This is a genomic window from Mycobacterium sp. (genome assembly GCF_036488105.1).
Taxonomy (GTDB): Bacteria; Actinomycetota; Actinomycetes; order Mycobacteriales; family Mycobacteriaceae; genus Mycobacterium.
On sequence record NZ_DASXHW010000538.1, the window covers coordinates 1 to 17,733 of the forward strand.

Genomic DNA, 17,733 nt, shown 5'->3' on the forward strand with positions numbered 1-17,733 from the left:
TCGATGACCTCGAACATCTGCGCGATGCCGTCGTGCACCTCGCCGACCAGCCAGCCCTTGGCCGGCACGCCGTGCTGACCGAAGGTCAGCTCACACGTCGCGGAGACCTTCAGGCCCATCTTGTGCTCGACGTTGGTGACGAAGACGCCGTTGCGCTCGCCCGGCTCGCCGGTCTCGAAGTCGAACAGGAACTTCGGCACGAAGAACAGCGACAGACCCTTGGTACCGGGGCCGGCGCCCTCGGGGCGCGCCAGCACCAAGTGGAAGATGTTCTCGAACATGTCGTCCGAGTCGCCGGAGGTGATGAAGCGCTTCACCCCGTCGATGTGCCACGAGCCGTCATCCTGCTGAATGGCCTTGGTCCGGCCGGCGCCGACGTCCGAGCCGGCGTCCGGCTCGGTGAGCACCATGGTCGAGCCCCAACCGCGCTCGGCGGCCAGCACTGCCCACTTCTTCTGCTCTTCGGTGGCCAGGTTGTAGAAGATCTGGGCGAAGCCCGCGCCGCCGGCGTACATCCACACCGCCGGGTTGGCGCCGAGCAGGTGCTCATGCAGCGCCCACAGCATCGCCTTGGGCATCGGCATGCCGCCCAGCTCTTCGTCCAGGCCAACCTTGTCCCAGCCGGCCTCGATGACCGCGTGCACCGACCGCTTGAACGAGTCGGGGAGCGTCACCGAGTGTGTCTCGGGGTTGAACACGGGGGGATTGCGGTCACCCTCGACAAACGAATCAGCGACCGGGCCTTCGGCCAGCCGGCTCATCTCGGTCAGCATCTCGCGGGCCGTGTCGGCATCCAGGTCGGCATAGTCGCCTTCACCGAATGCTCTGTCGATGCCCAACACCTCGAACAGGTTGAATACCTGGTCACGGACGTTGCTCTTATAGTGGCTCACTGGTTCCTCCTCGATGAGAACGCCACCTGTGGTTGGGTACTTGGGTCTAAGTTACCCACCAGTAACACGCCTAAGTTATACCCGTCGGTAACCGGGCGCAAGCGACTGTGAGCTAAATTTCATCGACTAATCAACCAACTAGTTGGCTTCGCGCTGATCAGGACCCTGGCATACCACTTCACCTGGGATGATGATGAGTAGGTGTTAATTGTGTCAAGCGTCACGACGCTGCCGGAAGTGGACCTTCGTCACCCCTCTGGCCAACTGAGAGAGCGGCTCCGCGAGGTCGCCCACGAGGTGGGTTTCTTTTACCTCACCGGACACGAGGTACCGGACCTTCTGACTCGCCGAATGCTGGCGGCGGGGCGGCGGCTGTTCGCGCTGCCGCAAGCCGAGAAAGACGCCATCGCGATGGTGCGCAGTCCGCATTTTCGCGGCTACACCCGGCTCGGCGGTGAGCTGACCCGCGGCGAGGTGGACTGGCGCGAACAGATCGACATCGGTCCGGAGCGTGAGCCGATCGGCGGCCCGGGCAAGCCCGACTGCCTCTGGCTGCAAGGCCCCAACCAGTGGCCGGCAAGCTTGCCGGAGTTGCCGGGGATCGTCGCCGAGTGGGATGCGGCCTTGGCCACGGTGGCCCGCGGCCTGTTGCGCCACTGGGCGGCGGCGTTGGGCAGTCCGGCGGACGTTTTCGACGCCGCGTTTTTCGACGCCGCGTTCGCCGGGGCGCCGGCCACCCTGATCAAGATCGTGCACTATCCGGCGACGGCGGCCAGCTCGCAGGGCGTGGGTGCGCACCGGGACTCGGGGGTGCTGACGCTGCTGCTCGCCGAGCCGGGCAGTCAGGGACTGCAGGTGCGGGCCGGACGCGACGGTGACTGGGTGGACGTTCCCGCGCGGGATGGAGCGTTCATCGTCAACATCGGTGAGCTGCTGGAGCTGGCGACCGGCGGCTACCTGCGCGCCACCGAGCACCGGGTGAATCTGCGCCATGCGGTTGACCGGATCTCGGTGCCCTACTTCTTCAACCCGCGACTGGACGCGCAGGTCCCGACGCTGTCGTTGCCCGCGGAGCTCGCCGGGCGTGCCGGGCATCGCGCGGACCCGTCAGATCCGATCTTCTCGGTGTATGGCCGCAATGCCTGGAAGAGCAGGCTGCGGGCACATCCGGACGTTGCAGCGGCGCACGGCTACGTGACGGGCAGCGCACAAGTTGTAACGCCTGGCAGGTAGGGTCAGCACTGCAAAATCCCGTCGACGCGAGTGAAGCCCGGTGAACGTACCCGACAAGCTGACGCCTACCTCCCTGCGCGAGGCCTTTGGTCATTTTCCGTCCGGCATCATCGCAATCGCTGCCGAAGTCAACGGGGTCCGAGAAGGGCTGGCGGCCAGCACGTTTGTCCCGGTGTCGCTGGATCCGCCGCTAGTTTCGTTCTGCGTGCAGAACACCTCGACGACGTGGCCCAAGCTCAAGGACGTCCAGGCGCTGGGCATCAGCGTGCTGGGCGAGTCGCACGACGGTGCCGCGCGCACACTGGCCGCCAAAACCGGAGATCGCTTCGCCGACCTGGAAACGGTGTCCTACAGCAGCGGTGCGGTGTTCATCCACGGCACCAGCCTCTGGATGGAAACCGCGATCGAACAACTCATCCCCGCCGGGGACCACACGATCGTGGTGCTGCGAGTCAGCGACGTCCGAGTCGACCCAGATGTCGCGCCCATCGTGTTCCACCGGAGCGTCTTCCGGCGTCTCGGGGTCTAGGGACGCCTGCCCAGTTCGTCGCGGTAGGCCTGTATCCGACGCTCGATCTCCGCGCCCTCCGCGTCACGTCCTTCTTTGTGCGCGAGTTCAGCGCGCGCCATCAGCTCGTGGATCGCCGTGCGAATGTTGTTGATGCTGGTGGGCTTTCGGATAGTCATAGTCGCCGCCTTTCCGGTTACCACCGACGGTACCCGGATCAGCGGTGGCCTAACACCCGGTGCTTATCGACGGAACAGCTTGTTGCCCAGCCACACAACCGGGTCGTATTTGCGGTCGGCGACGCGCTCTTTCATCGGGATCAGCGCGTTGTCGGTGATCTTGATGCTCTCCGGGCACACTTCCGTGCAGCACTTGGTGATGTTGCAGTAGCCGAGGCCGTGCTGCTCCTGTGCTTGGTCGCGCCGGTCCATCGTGTCCAGCGGATGCATCTCTAGCTCCGCGATCCGCATCAGAAAACGCGGGCCCGCGAACGCTTCCTTGTTCTCCTCGTGGTCACGAATCACATGACAGACGTTGTTGCACAGAAAGCATTCGATGCACTTGCGGAACTCCTGAGAACGTTCCACGTCCTCCTGCTGCATCCGGTAATCGCCGGGCTGAAGATCCTTCGGCGGCGCGAATGACGGGATTTCCCGGGCCTTTTGATAGTTGAACGACACGTCGGTGACGAGGTCGCGGATCACCGGGAAGGTTCGGATCGGCGTCACGGTGACCACTTCGTCTTCGGCGAAGGTCGACATCCGCGTCATGCACATCAACTTGGGCTTGCCGTTGACCTCAGCCGAACACGAGCCGCACTTGCCGGCTTTGCAGTTCCACCGCACGGCCAAGTCGGGCGTCTGGGTCTGCTGCAGGCGGTGGATGATGTCGAGCACCACCTCGCCTTCGTTGACCTCCACGGTGTAGTCCTGCAGCCCACCGTTCGTGTCGTCGCCACGCCAGACCCGCATGGTTGCGTCGTAGCTCATCAGCCTCTCCGTCCTGGGTGGTCGGCCAGCTCTTCGTCGGTGTAGTACTTCTCCAACTCGGCGATCTCGAAGGCCTCGAGCAGGTCGGGCCGCATCGGGATCTGGTCCTTGCGCGTCACCGCGACATCGGGCACCACCTCGTCGCCACCGGCGGCGCTGCAGACCAGCAAGACCTTGCGCCATGACGAGTCCATCCCCGGGTGATCCTCACGGGTGTGGCCGCCGCGGCTTTCGGTGCGCTCCAACGCCGCCTTGGCGACGCATTCGCTGACCAGCAACAAGTTCCGCAGGTCCAGCGCCAGGTTCCAGCCAGGGTTGTACTGCCGGTGTCCCTCGACGTGGATATGCTTGAACCGCTCGCGAAGCTGGTCGAGCCGACCGAGGGCCTCAGTGATCTCCTCCGCCTTGCGGATGATGCCCACCAGGTCGTTCATCGACTGCTGCAGCTCGAGCTGCAACGTGTAGGGGTTCTCCGCGCTAGCGCCGTTCGTCGGTGTCTCGAAAGGAGCCAGCGCCCGCTTCGCGGCGGTTTCGACGACCTCCTCCGAGACTTTCGGACGGCTACTCAACGCGCGCACGTAGTCGGCGGCGCCGAGGCCGGCCCGACGACCGAAGACCAGGAGGTCAGAAAGCGAGTTGCCGCCGAGTCGGTTGGAGCCGTGCATACCGCCGGAGCACTCGCCGGCAGCGAACAGCCCGGGAACGGTGGCAGCGCCGGTATCGGCGTCCACCTCGATGCCGCCCATGACGTAGTGGCAGGTGGGCCCGACTTCCATCGGCTCTTCGGTGATGTCGACTCCGGCCAGCTCTTTGAACTGGTGGTACATCGACGGCAGCCGCTTCTTGATCTGCTCGGGGGTCAACCGAGAGGCGATGTCGAGATAGACCCCGCCGTGCGGGGTGCCGCGGCCGGCCTTGACTTCGGAGTTGATCGCGCGGGCGACCTCGTCACGGGGTAGCAGGTCCGGGGTGCGACGGGCCGAGTCGTTGTCCTTGAGCCACTGGTCGGCTTCTTGCTCGCTCTCGGCGTACTGGCCTTTGAACACCGGCGGGATGTAGTCGAACATGAACCGCTTGTTGTCGGAGTTCTTGAGCACACCGCCGTCACCACGGACGCCCTCGGTGACCAGGATCCCTTTCACACTGGGCGGCCACACCATGCCGGTCGGGTGGAACTGGATGAACTCCATGTTGATCAGCGAAGCGCCGGCCCGCAGTGCCAATGCGTGGCCATCGCCGGTGTACTCCCAGGAGTTCGACGTGACCTTGAACGACTTGCCGATACCGCCGGTGGCCATGACCACCGCGGGGGCCTCGAACAAGACGAAGTTGCCGCTTTCGCGGTGATAGCCGAACGCACCAGAGATCGCACCGCCGTCTTTGATCAGCTCGGTGATCGCGCACTCGGCGAAGACCTTGATCCGGGCCTCGTAGTCACCGAGCTCGGCGTGGTCCTCCTGCTGCAGCGAGACGATCTTTTGCTGCATGGTGCGAATCAGCTCCAAGCCGGTGCGGTCGCCGACGTGCGCGAGCCGCGGGTAGGTGTGTCCACCGAAGTTGCGCTGGCTGATCTTGCCGTCTTTGAGGCGGTCGAACAGCGCGCCGTAGGTCTCCAGCTCCCAAACCCGGTCGGGTGCCTCTTTGGCGTGCAGCTCGGCCATCCGCCAGTTGTTCAGAAACTTCCCACCGCGCATCGTGTCGCCGAAGTGGGTCTTCCAGTTGTCCTTCGGGTTGGTGTTACCCATCGCGGCCGCGCAGCCGCCCTCGGCCATGACGGTGTGGGCCTTACCGAACAGCGACTTGGTCACCACCGCGACCTTGAGACCGCGTTCGCGCGCCTCGATGACCGCGCGCAAACCTGCGCCGCCGGCACCGATCACGACGACGTCGTAGGAGTGCCGCTCGACCTCAGTCATGGAACCTCACTAAACTCTTGATATCCGTGAAACGGCTTGTCAGCCAACAAATCTCAGGTCCGGGATGGCGCCGCCGGCCACCAGTGCGATGTAGAAGTCGGTGAGCATCAGCGTGCCCAGGGTGATCCAGGCGTACAACTTGTGCTGAGTGTTGAGTTTGCTGACCTGGGTCCAGATCCAGTACCGCACAGGGTGTTTGGAGAAGTGCTTGAGTCGCCCACCGGTGACGTGCCGGCACGAATGGCAGGACAGTGTGTACACCCACAGCATGATGACGTTGCCGACCATGATCACGTTGCCCAGGCCCAATCCGAATCCGCCTGGTCCGCTGTCGGAATGGAACGCGATGATCGCGTCGTAGCTGTTGATCACCGAGATGATGCCGGCGACGTAGAAGAAGTACCGGTGGGTGTTCTGCACGATCAGCGGGAATTTTGTCTCGCCGCTGTAGTGGGCGCGGGGCTCGGCCACACCGCAGGCGGTGGGCGATTGCCACACCGTGCGGTAGTAGGCGCCGCGGTAGTAGTAACAGGTCAGCCGGAACAGCAGCAAGAACGGCAGCGTCAGCGCCGCGAACGGCAGCCACCAGACATGCGGCAGGATCTGCGGCCAGAAGTCGCTGGCCTCACCGCAAGCCTTGCTGACGCATGGCGAGTAGAACGGTGTCAGATAGTGGTACTTCGGGACGAAGAAGTAATTCTGTTGGAACGCCCGGAAGGTCGCGTAGATAACAAATGCGGCGAATCCCAAGTCAATTCGCAGCGGCGACATCCACCACCGGTCGGTGCGTAGCGTTCGCGCCTGGATGTGTGCGCGCGTAGGTGAAAAGACACCGGACGCAGGACGGTTCGCCGTTGGTGCGCTCATCAAATGTTCCTCTTCGAACGGGCTGTTCGTCGAAGACTACACAGAGGAGGCCCCCGGATTCTCGCCGGGCTGACTTGTCAGGACCTGTTGTGGCCCCCGACACCCTCCTCGTCGACGTCGCGCCAAAAGTCGCGGTCGTAATCGGTGTCGGGAATGGCGATCTTTTCACCGGATTGCTGCACGGTAGCGCGCGCGAAATCTAATTCCGAAACATCGGTGTCAAGTAATTCGACATCGCCGAGGATCCGGTCAGCGTCAATCATGATGCGGCGCATTGCCGGACTGTCGCCGTAGCGCGCCTTCAGCGAGCTCACGCACCGCCGCAGGCCGCCGATGAGGTCGTGCAGCTCGGCCAGTTCAGTAGTGCTGGACAACGGATCTCCCTGGACTGAAGGTGTCATGGATCACAGTACGACATCAATACTATCCAGCGCAGGGCCGCAGCGTGAGACAGATCACCCGCGGCGCCTACTCCGGGGGAATCGGTTCCAGCAGCCGGCGTGGCCGCCGAAGCGCCTTGCTGACCGGATCGTCGCGCAGCGCGCGCTCACGTGGCCGGCGCGGCGGGTGCAGGACGAGGTCGGCGACGTCGGGGAGTTGCCCGCACGACGCGCACACCCGGTCGGGTCCGATCGCGCCGCCGCAGTCGGCATGCCGGTAGCTGCGGCGCTGCGGCTGTTCGACGTAGTTCTCGTTGCCCCAGCCGGCCAAGGACCAGATGACTGGCCAGAGCCGACGGCCCTTCGGGGTCAACACGTACTCGTCGCGGCCCCGGATACCCGCCGTCTTGGCCAGCACTCCCTCGTCGATGAGGAGTGAAAGCCGTTCGGAGAGAACGGCCTTGGGAATATCGAGGTGGGCGCGAAAGTCGCTGAATCGACGGACTCCGTAGAAGGCGTCACGCACGACCAGCAGCGTCCATCGCTCTCCGACGATCTCCAGCGATCGCGCGATGGGGCAACTCTCGGCGGCGTATTCGCGGGGCAGGGCCACGACTGGATCCTACCCTTGCAGGTTCGTTGACCGAACCATAGACTCGCTTTGAAGAGTTCGGTCAATGAACCGTAGGAAGGCAAACCGGATGACAGTCGGCTTTCACCGCGAACAGCACGGCATGACCCGCATCGACATCGACACCGGCATTCCTTTTGCGCAATTCGTCGCCGCGTTCGAGAAGGCGGCGCCGCCGGTAGACCGGACGACGTTGGAACGGATCGCCAAGGACGGCGGCGACTGGGACGACGTGCGCGCCGCCGCGGCCGAGAACGCGCCCAACGACTTGATGATGTACGCCAAGATCGAGACCAGTGTCTTCTTCAGCGTTGCGGGACACCGCACCCACGCGATCGAGTATCTGGTCGGTAACCACGTCATCGCCGAGACCATGTTTCGGCACGATGCCAAGGCGCTGTTGTACGCGCCGCTGCGCATGCTGGTCTACAGCGACGCCGGCGGCGACGCGGTGTTCACGATGGATCAGCCCGGCCCGGCCTTCGGCAGTCTCGGCATCGCCGAAGTGGCCGCCGTCGGCAAGGATCTGGACCGCAAGGTCGCCAACCTGCTCCGTGTGGTCGGCGTGGACGCCGGGCAGGCCTTCGGTTAGTGCACGAATCCGGTGGAGCTGTTGAGCCCCACCGGATTCGAGTGTGATCACCAGACGTCGCCGTCGCGCCAGTCGCACGCCAGCGCCGCGGTGTCGTCCAGGTTGGTCCCGAGCGGGAAGACGAACACCGAGCCGTCGTCGTCGGGAGTCCTGGTCGGGCCGCCGGGTGCCAACACCGACGTCGGTCCGCGCCATGGCAGCCAACCGCGCAGCGTGTAGAGCCGCCTACCCCGGTCCGAGGAACTCAGCGCACCGAGCTGGTAACCGCCGCGGATGACTTGCTCGCAGGCGTCGAGGATCGCGATGGCCAGGCCTTGACCTCGCCAATCCTCGCGTACCGCAACGGCTTCCACATACCCGCAGCGCAGCGATAGCCCGCGGTAGAGCAGGCGTCGTTGCACCACGGCGCCGTGCGCGATGATCGCGCCGTGGCGCCAGATCAGGGCATGCATTCCGCCCAGCGCGTGGTCCCAGTCGGCGGCACTGAACTCGCCGGCGAACGCCTCGTTGACCATCTCGTGCGCGCGCTGCCGCGCATCGCTCTCCAGGTCGGCGGTGTGGACCAGCCGAGCGGTGTGAACCTGGGTGTGCACACTGCTGGTCTACCAGTTGGACTAGTCCGCCGCCACCGAACTCGACACGGAAGTCGCGGCGATTCTGGGACGCGACCAGTGCAGTCGCACGTACTGACCGGGACGCACCTGGGCGAGCTTGTCGATGTCTTGGTCGGCGATCACGCCGGCCACCGGATAGCCGCCGGTAACCGGGTGATCGGGACCGAGGATCACCGGTAATCCGTTGGGCGGCACCTGGATCGCGCCGCGGGTCGCGCCCTCGCTGGGCAGTTGGCGCCCCGGGTCGCGGTGTAGCAGCGGTCGTCCTTCGAGCCGCATCCCCACGCGATCGCTGCGGTCCGACGCCATCCAGATGGTGTGCACCAGGGCGTCGGCATCGGCCAGCCAGTCGTCGCGCGGGCCGGGAGCAACCAGAAGTTCGACCAATTGGTCGGAGATCGGCGCCACCGGCGCCTGGTCGAGCTCCGGATACTCCTCGGTGTGCTCCCCGATCGGTAACACGTCACCAGGTTCCAACGGCAACGGACCGATTGCCGACATCACGTCGTAGCTACGTGACCCCAGCACCGGGGTCACGTCGAAGCCGCCACGGACGGCCAGGTAGCTGCGCAATCCGGAGCGTGGCGTGCCCAGTGCGATTACCTCGCCATCGCGGACGTGTTGAATGCTGTTGGCGCCGAACATGGTTACGCCAACCCGCGGATTGGTGTCGGCGCCGGTGACTGCGATGTCGACGTCGCCGCCGCGGACTCGCGCCGTGAATCCACCCATCGTCACCTCGATGGTGGCGCGGTCGTCCGGGTTGGCCACCAGTCGGTTGGCCAGTGTGTGTGACCGCCGGTCGGCCGCTCCCGACCGGGTGACCCCGAGATGGGCGAGTCCGACGCGGCCGAGGTCTTCGATGAGGGCCAGCGGTCCAGTGTGCAGAATTTCCAGCGTCGTCATGGCTCCTCGCTACGCAGCCCGGAACTGGACCCACATGCCCGGCGTCAGCAACGCCGGATCGGGCCGATCAATGTCCCACAGCACCGCGTCGGTGTGGCCGATCAACTGCCATCCGCCAGGGGAGCGACGCGGGTAGATTCCGGTGAATTCGCCGGCCAGGCCCACCGCACCGGCCGGGACCGATGGGCGTGGCTCGGACCGTCGCGGCACGGCCAGACGCGGGTCGCCGCCGACCAGATAGGCAAAACCCGGTGCAAAACCGCAGAATCCGACCATCCATGGGTTGGCGGTGTGAGCGTCGATGACCTGTGCCGTGCTCATTCCGGTGAGCTCGGCGACCTCGGCGAGGTCGGCGCCGTCGTACACGACGTCGATCACCGTGGGCTCGGCAGGCGCGGTCGCCTCGGCGTCGGGCGCCACCGTCAGCCTGCCGAGCCGACGGCGGATAGCGCTCTGCCGGCCGGAGCCGTCGAGTTTGAGCAGCACCGTGCGGGCGGCCGGGACGATGTCGAGGACACCGGGCATCGCGACCTCACGCAGCGCACCCGTCCACGCCAATACCTCAGCGGTGCTGTCGAATTGCAGCAGCAGGGCCTGATCGCCGTAGTCGAGAACGCTGTCGGTCAGGCTGCTGCTCATTACTCGACGGTAACTCGGTGAGGTGCCGGCTGGCCAGAGCTCGTTCTAGTGCAGGATGTTGGCGATCAGCGGTGGCAGCTGGTCGGCCACCAGCGGGTAGCTCAGCGGCGACGCGTAGGCGATTGCCCCGGCCTGATCCTTGGTGGTGAACACGCTACGCGAACGCAGCTCTGCCACATCGGGATTAGCCAACAGGTCGGCCTGGTCCTTGTCGCTTTCCGTGGTCCAAATTAGCAGGTCGGCGGCGCCGAGGACCAACTTGATCTTGTCGCGCGGAATGAACGCCCGCTCCTGATCGACGGCCAGGCCGGCGATGCTCTCGGGGATGGTCAGGCCCATCTGGGTGAGAAATTCTGTTCGCCAGCCGGTCGTGGCAACGACGTTGTCGTCATGCAGCCTGCCTTGCAGCAACACCACCCGCTTGTCCTTGAACTGCGGGTATTTGTCCGCGACGGCGGTGAAACCCTTGTCGACACCGTTGATCAGCGACGTGATCTGGCCGGATTGGTAAACCGCCTGGCCGATGGCCTTCGCTTGGTCTTTCCACGGTTCGAAGAACGCGTGGCCGTCGGACTGCGCAAGCGTCGGTGCGATCGCGGCGAGCTTTTGGTAGGTGTCCTGGTCGAGTCCGGCGTCGGTGGCGATGATCAGGTCGGGTTTCAGGGCCGCGATCTGCTGGACCTGAATTCCGTTGTCCAGGTTGAGCACAACGGGTTTGGCGTTTCCGAGTTTGGGTTGGGCCCACGGCCACACCCCGAACGGCTGGTCGCCGAACCAGTTGGTCACCGCGACCGGCACAATTCCGAGTGCAAGCAGATCGTCCTGTCCGGTGAAGCCGGCGCTGACTACCCGCTTGGGCGGCTGGGGAATGGTCGTCTCGCCGAAGGCGTGCGTGATGGTGAGAGGTCCGCCGCCCCCGCTCGAGGCGGGCGGTGACTTGTGCGACGAGCAGGCCGCGGGCGCGGCGAACACGAGCAGTCCCGCCGCCGCGCCGGCGCGGAGGAACCCCCGTCGGTTCCAGTGCTCGACCATGGCGTGAGAATAGCGTGTTCGCTCAGGTCAACGGGTCGGCCAGGGACTGTAGTCGGCAACCAATTCCTCCTGCGGCGGCCGTTGGTCGTCGGGCACATGCTGCAGGTTGATCCGAATCCGGTACCAGATCGAACTCGGTCCGCGCATGCCGTCGATCAGCACGTCGGCCGGCTCCAGACGTTCGGCCGCGGCGGCATGACGCTCGCGCCAGGTGGCCAGCGCGGCCATCGCCTCGTCCTTGGTCTTGGTGCGGGCGATCTCGATGAGCGGCATCACCGACTGACGCCGTCCGGTCCCATCGCGGCGCGCGCCCTTCGGCGCCTTCTCCGCCGGTCCGAGTTCTTCGGCCAGAGTGAGTAACCGGTCAAGGTCGCCGGCGGTGTCGTTGATTCCCTCCCACGGGTCGCCGAGCTCAGCGAACCGCCGCGGCACCGTCGTCACGGTGAAGGTCGCGGGGTCGCAGTTCTCGACTTCGTCCCACCGCAGCGGCGTCGAGACCCGCGCGTCCGGGGTGGCCCGCACCGAATACGCCGACGCGACGGTGCGGTCTTTGGCGTTCTGGTTGAAGTCGACGAACACCCCCTCGCGCTCCTCTTTCCACCATCGGCTGGTGGCCAGTTCGGGCGCGCGTCGCTCCACCTCTCGGGCGACGGTTTGTGCGGCCAGCCGCACCTGGCGAAAGGACCAGCTCGGAACGATGCGGGCGTAGATGTGAAAGCCGCGAGACCCGGACGTTTTCGGCCAGGCGATCAGCCCGTAGTCCTCGAGTACTTCGCGGGCGACCTGCGCGACGTCCAGGATCTGCGGCCACGTCACGCCGGGCATCGGGTCGAGATCGACGCGGAGTTCGTCGGGATGGTCGAGGTCGTCGGCGAGCACCGGATGCGGGTTGAGGTCGACACAGCCCAGGTTGACTGCCCAGGCCAAACCGGCCGCATCGTGGATAACGGCCTCTTTGGCCGAAGTGCCGGACGCGTACCGCAGTTCGGCGACATCGACCCACTCGGGGCGTTTCTCCGGCGCGCGTTTCTGGAAGATGGCCTCCTGGTCGATGCCCTTGACGAACCGCTTCAGGATCATGGGTCGACCGGCCACACCGCGCAGGGCGCCGTCGGCGACGGCCAGGTAGTACTGGATCAGGTCGAGTTTGGTGTGGCCGGCCCGGCCGTCCCGATCGGGAAAGATCACCTTGTCGGGATGCGTGACTTCAACCTGGCGTCCGCCCACGTCCAAAGACACCGGAGCCATGGGTTCATGCTAATTCGCGAGAACGTTCCGGGCCGCGCTGCGACGTCCGTCACATAGTGTGAAGGCATGCCTCATCTCATCGATCTGCCTGGTCAGGCGTTAACCAAAATCCAGCAGTATGCCGAGCGTGGAGCCTCTGAGCTGCATTACCTCCGCAAAATCATCGAATCCGGCACGTTTAGGTTGGAGAACCCGCTGAACTACGGCGCGATGGCCACCGACATCGCGAAGTGGGGCGAAATCGGCATGCTGCCGTCGTTCAACGCCAGGCGGACGCCCAACCGCGCGGCGATCATCGACGACGAAGGCTCGTTCACCTACCGGGAGCTCGATGAGGCCGCCAACGCGGTCGCCCACGGGCTGCTGGCCAAGGGGGTGCGCGGCGGCGACGGGGTGGCGATCCTGGCGCGCAATCACCGCTGGTTCGCGGTCGCAGAATTCGGCTGCGCACGGGTCGGGGCTCGCATCATCCTGCTCAACAGCTCGTTCTCCGGCCCCCAGATCAAAGAGGTCTCGGAACGTGAGGGCGCCAAGCTGATCATTTACGACGACGAGTACGCCGGAGACGTCAGCAAGGCCAAGCCGCCGCTGGGCAAGCTGCGCGCACTGGGCACCACTCCGGACGGTGAGGACTCCGGCAGCGCCGATGAAACGTTGGCCAACCTGGTCGTCGCCCACAGCAAGGCGCCAGCGCCGAAGGCCAGCAAGCACTCGTCGATCATCATCTTGACCAGTGGCACTACCGGCACCCCGAAGGGCGCCAACCGCAGTACCCCGCCGACGTTGGCGCCGATCGGGGGCATCTTGTCGCACGTACCGTTCAAGGCCAACGAGGTGACCTCGCTGCCGGCACCGATGTTCCATGCCCTGGGTTTCCTGCACGCCACCATCGGGATGTTCCTTGGTTCGACGCTGGTACTGCATAGCAAGTTCAAACCGGCTCAGGTTTTCGAAGACATCGAGAAACACAAAGTGACAGCGGTCGTGGTTGTGCCGGTGATGCTGGCGCGCATGCTCGATGCGCTGGAGAAGATGGACGGCAAGCCCGATTTGTCTAGCCTGCGAATCATTTTCGTCTCGGGTTCAGCGCTAGGTGCCGACGTCGCCGAACGGGCGCTGAAGGACATTGGTCCGGTCGTGTACAACATGTACGGTTCCACCGAGATCGCGTTCGCGACCATCGCGCAGCCACACCACCTCGAGTTCAACTCCACGACGGCCGGGCCCCCGGTCAAGGGTGTCAAGGTCAAGATCTACGACGAAAACGGCAAGGAGTTGCCGCAGGGCGAGGTCGGCAGGATTTTCGTGGGTACCAGCTTCCCGTTCGAGGGCTACACCGGCGGCGGCAACAAGCAGATCATCGACGGCTTGCTGTCATCTGGTGACGTTGGCTACTTCGACGAGCGCGGCTTGCTGTATATCAGCGGTCGCGATGACGAGATGATCGTCTCCGGCGGCGAGAACGTCTTCCCGGCCGAAGTTGAGGACTGCATCAGCGCGCATCCCGACGTGGTGGAGGCCACGGCGATCGGCGTCGAGGACAAGGAGTGGGGCCACCGACTGCGTGCCTTCGTGGTCAAGAAGGACAACGCTGACCTCGACGAGGACACCGTCAAAAAGCATGTGAAGGATCAGCTGGCAAAATACAAGGTGCCGCGGGAAGTGGTGTTCCTCGACGAGTTGCCGCGCAACCCGACCGGAAAAATCCTCAAGCGCGAACTGCGCGAGATCGACGTCGACTAGCGCGCCGGTGTCCTCAGCAATGCCGTCATCGCTGTATCGCCGCCTGGGCGGATACGACGTGATCGCGGCGGTTGTCGACGACATGTTCAGCAGTCTGCGCGGCGACCCGGCCTTCGCCCGGTTCGCGACCGGCCGCAGCCTGGACTCGCACATGCGGGCCCAGCAGTTGCTGATCGAGCAGATCTGTGAACTGAGCGGTGGCCCGTGCCATTACATCGGCCGGGATATGAAAACATCCCACGCCGGGCTGGCAATAACTACTGCCGAGTGGGACGCAAACATGGGTTACGCGATCGCTGCACTGCTGAAAAATGGTGTGCCCGAACCGGAAAGGGCCGAGTTTCTCGAGCTCTTCGAGCGTTATCGGCAAGATATCGTAGAAGTGTAGCCCGGCGATTATTGTGCCGAGCTGGCAGAACGCAAGATCCCCCACTTCGACTTGGATTTGTTGGCTTCACGTCTTGTTAGAGCGAGGTTAGGGCTAGCGAAGGGGTCACCCTTCGAACCCGGCGGCGCCGTCCAGCTGCTCGCGCAGGATGTCGAGTTGTCCAGTGTGACGGGCGATCTCCTGGATCATATGCACGTAGATCCAACGCAGCGACACCGTCGTCTTGAGCCGGCCATGCCACAGCTCGTGGTTCAGCGGATATTGCGCGGCGATCCGGCGGGATTCCTCGCACTGCGCCTGGTATTCGGAGATCAGGGTCGGCAGTGATTCGTCGGGTTGCAGCTCGAACTCCCAGGAACGCTCGTGCGTGCGGCGGTTGTCGTCGAGCCGTCCCTGCAGGAACTGCTCGAACCAGCCGTATTCCGCCCAGCGCAGGTGCTTGACCAACCCCCCGACCGTGGTCGGTGACGGAACGAGATTGCGGCGGGTATCGGCATCGGAGAGTCCGGAAACCTTGCGCACCACGATATCTCGGTAGTCGTCGAGGAAGGCCTCCAGGGTGGCGCGCTCGCCGGCTAGCGGGTGTTCGCGACGATCGGGACGCGGCGTTGCTGCCATGACGGCGAAGCTAGCACTGTCCGCCGGTCGTGAGATCAGCGCCGTTCGCGGATGCTTCGAGTTACTTCGGCGGACAGTTTCGCGTCCGTGAGAAGCAGCTCGATGAGAGCGCTGATGACTTCTTGGCCGGTGACGCGGGCGAACCCTAGGCGGTCGGCCGCTTCTCGCTGCCAAATGTCGAGGGCTCGGTGAGTGGCGGGTGTCAGGTCCACGGTCCGTCTCGTTCGTTGCCCGCGCGAACGTTGGTCGAGCTTCTGGCGGACGTTGTGCAGGCGTTCGGTCCGCGCTGAGGCGTCCGCGCTCGCATATGGTTTGGCTCGAAACGATGACGAACTGGGCTCCATGCGGCTGCGGGACCTTCTTCGGCGTGACTTTTCAGTAGATCAGGAGATCAGTATGTCCGTTGAAGCGTAGTTATGCACTGGTTGCCCGGTGTGTGCGCCGTGTCCCCGCCGGGTATGCCATGGTGAGCGACGGCGGCCGGCTGTTCCCGAAGAGGATTGCGCCGATTTAAATTGTTGAGTTGACTGGTGATTGCTGTGCATAGACAGCCGTATCAGATTTCGCGTATAACGCTCGACATTAATGGTGCGCCAACTAGCGGCCATACCAAGGTAGCTACGAGGTTATCGAATGCTCATTGCATCAAATCATTATTGTGCAGCGGCCTACTGAAGCGCGGATCACGAGTGACGGATATAGAGCTCTGAGCAGCAGGTATCGTCACATCAGTAGTTACTGAATTCAGTATCGACGTATCTCATGAAGTCATGGAATCAGTAACCTATGAAAACCAATTAGCCGAGTTAAAGGGCGTAGCCGTGAATAGATGACGGCGAGTGTAAAACCCGTTCTCAGCTTCATTATCTTGCTAGCTTATCCGTTGCTAAGGATCGTGATTTAGGCTTCCTTTATGTCAGTTTCTCGATGACAAAGGAGCAACCAAAATGTCGATTTCATTGACTTCGGCTGGTCGCCGAGCTGCAGGCGCGTTAGGTGCAAGCGCGGTGGCCGGCGCGATGCTGTTCGGTGGCACCCCCATCGCGCAGGCCGCTCCGGCCGCTCCCGGCACCACCTTCGACATGTCCGGTCCCCACGGCGCCCCCGGTTTCCCGCTTAGGCCCGGCGGAGGCGGCGGGGGTCATGGCGGCGGTTGGGACGGCCACGGCGGCGGCCCAGGCGCTTGGGGCGGCCACAGCGGCTGGGGCGGCGGGGGCGGCCGCGGCGGCTGGGGCCGTTGGGGTGGCCATCCTGGTTGGGGCAATGGAGGTTGGGGGCCACCTGGTTTGGGCTATCGGCCCTGGTGGAACTACTGGTGGTGACGTAACGCCGCCTGGGGGGACAGGCTGGCCCCGCCCTTGGACAGACGGGGCCAGCCGCCCGGTGAGCCGACTGGCTCCGCCCTTGGACAAGACGGGGCCAGTCGGCTTCCGGCACAAAAGTTCACGCCGATCTGAGCTCCGTCAGGTCGGCGTGAACTTTTTGGTCTGCGGGCCTACGGATCGCGGGGCAGCCCCAGTAGCCGTTCGGCGACGATGTTGAGCTGCACTTCGGACGTGCCGCCGTAGATGGTGGTCGCCCGGCTGGCCAGCACATATTCCGCCCACTTGCCGGGCAGCTGTTCAGGGTCGCCGATCGCTCCGTCGGACCCGAAGGACGACAACCCGAATTCGGCGTAGCCCTGTCCGGTACGCATCGACAGCAGCTTGGAGATGGCCGCTGACGGCATCGCGTCTCCGCCGGCCAATGTCAGCAGCGTCGAGCGCATGTTGAGCAGCTTGGCGGCGTGGCCCTCGGCGATCAGTTGTCCGGCGCGGTTCTGCCCGATCTGGTCGAACTGCCCATCTCGGACGAATTCGACGAACTGGTCGAGGCTGGCCAGGAACGGTGCCTCGCTGTTGCCGATCGAGACGCGTTCGGCGGTCAGCGTGTTGCGACTGACCTCCCAGCCGCGGTTGACCTCGCCGAGCACCAACTCGTCGGGTACGAACACGTCGTCGATGAACACGGTGTTGAACATCGCGCCCCCGGAGAGCTCACGCAACGGCTTCACCTCGACGCCCTCGCTCTTCATGTCCAGCAGGAAGTACGTGATGCCATTGTGTTTCGGCGCCGACGGGTCGGTGCGCGCCAACAGCGCACCCCACTGGGACAGTTGCGCGGCGGTGGTCCAGATCTTCTGGCCGGTGATCCGCCAACCGCCGTCGACCTTGGTGGCCTTCGTACTCAACCCGGCCAGGTCCGAACCGGCGCCCGGCTCGGAAAACAGCTGGCACCAGATCATCTCGCCGCGGAAGGTCGGCGGCAGGAACCGCTGCTTTTGCTCCTCGGTCCCGAACGCCACGATCGACGGGACGATCCACGTCGCGATTCCGGTCTGCGGCCGCTTGACCCGCCCGGTGGCGAATTCCTGGGCGATGATGATCTGCTCGATGGGGCCCGACGCCCGGCCCCACGGCGCGGGCAGGTACGGCAACACCCAGCCGCCCTCGGCGAGCGCCACGGTGCGCGGTTCCCGATCCATCGCCTTGAACGC

Annotated in this window: 21 protein-coding genes; 6 read left to right on the plus strand and 15 right to left on the minus strand. The window is 64.6% G+C overall.

The genetic code is table 11. The features are described from left to right. Nucleotides 1-893, minus strand: an 893-nt coding sequence (locus VGH54_RS28360) for an acyl-CoA dehydrogenase family protein (RefSeq protein WP_331515479.1), incomplete at its 3' end; no start/stop codon positions are given. 210 nt (nt 894-1,103) lie between these two features. Here VGH54_RS28360 and VGH54_RS28365 point away from each other — a divergent pair. Together VGH54_RS28365 and VGH54_RS28370 are read left to right on the plus strand one after the other, a co-directional pair. After that, entirely contained in the window at nt 1,104-2,126 is a 1,023-nt protein-coding gene (locus VGH54_RS28365) for an isopenicillin N synthase family dioxygenase (RefSeq protein ID WP_331515480.1), read from the plus strand. Between the two features lie 40 nt (nt 2,127-2,166). Then, the gene (locus VGH54_RS28370; RefSeq protein WP_331515481.1) at nt 2,167-2,655 is read left to right on the plus strand and encodes a flavin reductase family protein; all 489 of its coding nucleotides are present in this window, start codon (nt 2,167-2,169) and stop codon (nt 2,653-2,655) included. Here VGH54_RS28370 and VGH54_RS28375 read toward each other — a convergent pair. The 6 genes from VGH54_RS28375 to VGH54_RS28400 all read right to left on the minus strand — a co-directional run bounded on the left by VGH54_RS28375 (nt 2,652) and on the right by VGH54_RS28400 (nt 7,399). Next, on the minus strand, nt 2,652-2,813 hold the full coding sequence (locus VGH54_RS28375; protein ID WP_331515482.1) for a hypothetical protein: 162 nt from the start codon (nt 2,811-2,813) through the stop codon (nt 2,652-2,654). The genes VGH54_RS28370 and VGH54_RS28375 overlap by 4 nt on opposite strands. A 63-nt stretch (nt 2,814-2,876) precedes the next feature. Further along, on the minus strand, nt 2,877-3,623 hold the full coding sequence (locus VGH54_RS28380; RefSeq protein ID WP_331515483.1) for a succinate dehydrogenase/fumarate reductase iron-sulfur subunit: 747 nt from the start codon (nt 3,621-3,623) through the stop codon (nt 2,877-2,879). After that, a complete protein-coding gene (locus VGH54_RS28385; RefSeq protein ID WP_331515484.1) occupies nt 3,623-5,539 on the minus strand; it encodes a fumarate reductase/succinate dehydrogenase flavoprotein subunit in 1,917 nt (638 codons plus the stop codon). Before VGH54_RS28385 ends, VGH54_RS28380 begins: the two co-directional genes overlap by 1 nt. 39 nt (nt 5,540-5,578) lie before the next feature. Next, on the minus strand, nt 5,579-6,406 hold the full coding sequence (locus tag VGH54_RS28390) for a hypothetical protein (RefSeq protein WP_331515486.1): 828 nt from the start codon (nt 6,404-6,406) through the stop codon (nt 5,579-5,581). Nucleotides 6,407-6,483: 77 nt separating this feature from the next. Further along, entirely contained in the window at nt 6,484-6,780 is a 297-nt protein-coding gene (locus tag VGH54_RS28395) for a hypothetical protein (RefSeq protein WP_331515488.1), read from the minus strand. Between the two features lie 94 nt (nt 6,781-6,874). Beyond that, nucleotides 6,875-7,399, minus strand: coding sequence for a helix-turn-helix domain-containing protein (locus VGH54_RS28400; RefSeq protein ID WP_331515489.1), 525 nt, complete (start codon nt 7,397-7,399; stop codon nt 6,875-6,877). Nucleotides 7,400-7,487: 88 nt separating this feature from the next. Between VGH54_RS28400 and VGH54_RS28405 the strand changes: the two genes are divergently transcribed. Next, nucleotides 7,488-8,009 (plus strand): DUF302 domain-containing protein, encoded by a 522-nt coding sequence (locus tag VGH54_RS28405; RefSeq protein ID WP_331515490.1) that lies wholly within the window; start codon nt 7,488-7,490, stop codon nt 8,007-8,009. Between the two features lie 47 nt (nt 8,010-8,056). Here the strand turns inward: VGH54_RS28405 and VGH54_RS28410 are convergent, their stop codons facing one another. Genes VGH54_RS28410 through VGH54_RS28430 form a run of 5 tightly spaced genes read right to left on the minus strand, consistent with a single transcriptional unit; the run spans nt 8,057 to nt 12,448 of the window. Further along, nucleotides 8,057-8,602: a GNAT family N-acetyltransferase gene (locus VGH54_RS28410; RefSeq protein ID WP_331515491.1), complete on the minus strand. Its 546-nt coding sequence runs from the start codon at nt 8,600-8,602 to the stop codon at nt 8,057-8,059. Nucleotides 8,603-8,623: 21 nt separating this feature from the next. Further along, nucleotides 8,624-9,529, minus strand: coding sequence for a 5-oxoprolinase/urea amidolyase family protein (locus tag VGH54_RS28415; protein WP_331515493.1), 906 nt, complete (start codon nt 9,527-9,529; stop codon nt 8,624-8,626). Nucleotides 9,530-9,538: 9 nt separating this feature from the next. Beyond that, nucleotides 9,539-10,168, minus strand: a complete 630-nt coding sequence (locus VGH54_RS28420; RefSeq protein WP_331515494.1) for an allophanate hydrolase subunit 1 — start codon at nt 10,166-10,168, stop codon at nt 9,539-9,541. 45 nt (nt 10,169-10,213) lie between these two features. Then, on the minus strand, nt 10,214-11,200 hold the full coding sequence (locus VGH54_RS28425; RefSeq protein WP_331515496.1) for an ABC transporter substrate-binding protein: 987 nt from the start codon (nt 11,198-11,200) through the stop codon (nt 10,214-10,216). Between the two features lie 27 nt (nt 11,201-11,227). Further along, nucleotides 11,228-12,448, minus strand: a complete 1,221-nt coding sequence (locus tag VGH54_RS28430; RefSeq protein ID WP_331515497.1) for a DNA polymerase domain-containing protein — start codon at nt 12,446-12,448, stop codon at nt 11,228-11,230. A gap of 66 nt (nt 12,449-12,514) precedes the next feature. Between VGH54_RS28430 and fadD2 the strand changes: the two genes are divergently transcribed. After that, nucleotides 12,515-14,191, plus strand: coding sequence for a long-chain-fatty-acid--CoA ligase FadD2 (gene fadD2, locus VGH54_RS28435; RefSeq protein ID WP_331515498.1), 1,677 nt, complete (start codon nt 12,515-12,517; stop codon nt 14,189-14,191). Nucleotides 14,192-14,210: 19 nt separating this feature from the next. Further along, on the plus strand, nt 14,211-14,579 hold the full coding sequence (locus VGH54_RS28440) for a group 1 truncated hemoglobin (RefSeq protein ID WP_331515499.1): 369 nt from the start codon (nt 14,211-14,213) through the stop codon (nt 14,577-14,579). Between the two features lie 105 nt (nt 14,580-14,684). Here VGH54_RS28440 and VGH54_RS28445 read toward each other — a convergent pair whose 3' ends face one another. Both VGH54_RS28445 and VGH54_RS28450 read right to left on the minus strand, forming a co-directional pair. After that, nucleotides 14,685-15,197, minus strand: a complete 513-nt coding sequence (locus tag VGH54_RS28445; RefSeq protein ID WP_331515500.1) for a DinB family protein — start codon at nt 15,195-15,197, stop codon at nt 14,685-14,687. A gap of 35 nt (nt 15,198-15,232) precedes the next feature. Beyond that, complete coding sequence (locus VGH54_RS28450; RefSeq protein WP_331515502.1) at nt 15,233-15,541, minus strand: hypothetical protein; 309 nt, start codon at nt 15,539-15,541, stop codon at nt 15,233-15,235. 663 nt (nt 15,542-16,204) lie between these two features. Here VGH54_RS28450 and VGH54_RS28455 point away from each other — a divergent pair. After that, the gene (locus VGH54_RS28455) at nt 16,205-16,519 is read left to right on the plus strand and encodes a hypothetical protein (RefSeq protein ID WP_331515504.1); all 315 of its coding nucleotides are present in this window, start codon (nt 16,205-16,207) and stop codon (nt 16,517-16,519) included. 173 nt (nt 16,520-16,692) lie between these two features. Here VGH54_RS28455 and VGH54_RS28460 read toward each other — a convergent pair. After that, nucleotides 16,693-17,733 (minus strand): acyl-CoA dehydrogenase family protein (locus VGH54_RS28460; RefSeq protein WP_331515505.1); only part of this gene is annotated, 1,041 nt, incomplete at its 5' end.